We start from the raw sequence: 2,300 nt of genomic DNA, 5'->3' as shown, positions 1-2,300 counted from the left end.
AAAATAGTTGTCTCGGACAGACTCGAACTGTCGACCCCTACATTATCAGTGTAGTACTCTAACCAGCTGAGCTACGAGACACTCTTATTCTTAAATGGTATTATTTGAACTAACAGCAAGAGTAATATAATGTCATTATTTGTTTCCAACTCGAACTTTCGTCTTCTTTCCCTAGCGTGTATTGCTACTAACACTAAGGCTCTAGAAAGGAGGTGTTCCAGCCGCACCTTCCGGTACGGCTACCTTGTTACGACTTAGCCCTAGTTACCAGTTTTACCCTAGGCAGCTCCTTGCGGTCACCGACTTCAGGCACCCCCAGCTTCCATGGCTTGACGGGCGGTGTGTACAAGGCCCGGGAACGTATTCACCGGATCATGGCTGATATCCGATTACTAGCGATTCCAGCTTCACGGAGTCGAGTTGCAGACTCCGATCCGAACTGTGACCGGTTTTATAGATTCGCTCCTGGTCGCCCAGTGGCTGCTCTCTGTACCGGCCATTGTAGCACGTGTGTAGCCCAAGGCGTAAGGGCCGTGATGATTTGACGTCATCCCCACCTTCCTCACAGTTTGCACTGGCAGTCTTGTTAGAGTTCCCGACTTGACTCGCTGGCAACTAACAACAGGGGTTGCGCTCGTTATAGGACTTAACCTGACACCTCACGGCACGAGCTGACGACAACCATGCAGCACCTTGTAAATTGTCTTGCGAAAGATCTGTTTCCAAACCGGTCAATCTACATTTAAGCCTTGGTAAGGTTCCTCGCGTATCATCGAATTAAACCACATGCTCCACCGCTTGTGCGGGCCCCCGTCAATTCCTTTGAGTTTCATTCTTGCGAACGTACTCCCCAGGTGGGATACTTATCACTTTCGCTTAGCCACTGAAATTGCTTCCAACAGCTAGTATCCATCGTTTACGGCGTGGACTACCAGGGTATCTAATCCTGTTCGCTACCCACGCTTTCGTCCATCAGCGTCAATCCATTAGTAGTAACCTGCCTTCGCAATTGGTATTCCATGTAATCTCTAAGCATTTCACCGCTACACTACATATTCTAGTTACTTCCTAATAATTCAAGTCAGACAGTATCAATGGCCGTTCCACCGTTGAGCGATGGGCTTTCACCACTGACTTACCTGACCGCCTACGGACCCTTTAAACCCAATGATTCCGGATAACGCTTGGATCCTCCGTATTACCGCGGCTGCTGGCACGGAGTTAGCCGATCCTTATTCTTACGATACCGTCAAGCTCCGACACGTCGGAGGGTTTCTTCTCGTATAAAAGCAGTTTACAATCCATAGGACCGTCATCCTGCACGCGGCATGGCTGGATCAGGCTTGCGCCCATTGTCCAATATTCCTCACTGCTGCCTCCCGTAGGAGTCTGGTCCGTGTCTCAGTACCAGTGTGGGGGATCTCCCTCTCAGGACCCCTACCCATCGTTGCCTTGGTAAGCCGTTACCTTACCAACTAGCTAATGGGACGCATGCTCATCTTTCACCGTTGTGACTTTAATAGTGGTTTCATGCGAAACTGCTATACTATGAGGTATTAATCCAAATTTCTCTGGGCTATCCCTCTGTGAAAGGTAGATTGCATACGCGTTACGCACCCGTGCGCCGGTCTCTGCTTCCGAAGAAGCATACCCCTCGACTTGCATGTGTTAAGCCTGCCGCTAGCGTTCATCCTGAGCCAGGATCAAACTCTTCATCGTATATTGTTGAGTTCAGATAAATCTGTTCTCTTTGTTTATTCGACTAAATTCTAGTGGTTTTTTCAAATCTCTCGATTCTATTACTCTTATTCTTTTGTTCTAAGATCTCTCTTAAAACGGCTGTCAATTCAATATGTCTAGGAACGTGTTCTTATCTGCTTTTCTCTTCGTTTGATTCACATTGTGTCTCTCTGGAAGCGGGTGCAAAAGTACAACTTTCTTTTTAACTGACAAGAAAAATTTGAAGTTTTTTTGAAATAATTTTTACCTCATTCGCTTCTGCTTTTCTTATCAATCTGTCAAGGAACTTTGCTTGTTTTGCGGGGTGCAAATGTAACATTCGTTTTCATTTCTCACAAGCTTTACCGAATCTTTTTTTAGAAAATAAATTCTCTAATCTAATTCGTTGTACTTGCCAGTCTGTGAAAGAACGTCCGCGTCATTGCGGGTGCAAAACTACACCCTTTATTGGGTTATTCAAGCTTTTTAAACACTTTTTTTTGACCTTTTCTTAACTTTATCTTTAACTAACTGATATCATGTTTTTTGAAAGAACAAGTTTTTTAAACAAATCTACAATC

1 tRNA gene and 1 rRNA gene are annotated in these 2,300 nt (G+C 45.3%); both read right to left on the bottom strand.

The annotated features are described in order from the left end of the window. Window positions 1-7: 7 nt before the first annotated feature. Window positions 8-81 (bottom strand) — tRNA-Ile (locus ACP7AT_RS15650). A gap of 124 nt (window positions 82-205) precedes the next feature. Beyond that, a 16S ribosomal RNA gene (locus ACP7AT_RS15645) occupies window positions 206-1,719 on the bottom strand. Window positions 1,720-2,300: the final 581 nt, after the last annotated feature.

The organism is Flavobacterium sp. DSP2-3-1 (assembly GCF_049896865.1).
GTDB lineage: Bacteria > Bacteroidota > Bacteroidia > Flavobacteriales > Flavobacteriaceae > Flavobacterium.
The sequence above is the reverse complement of the archived record's forward strand: the minus strand, read 5'-3'. Positions and strand labels throughout refer to the sequence as shown.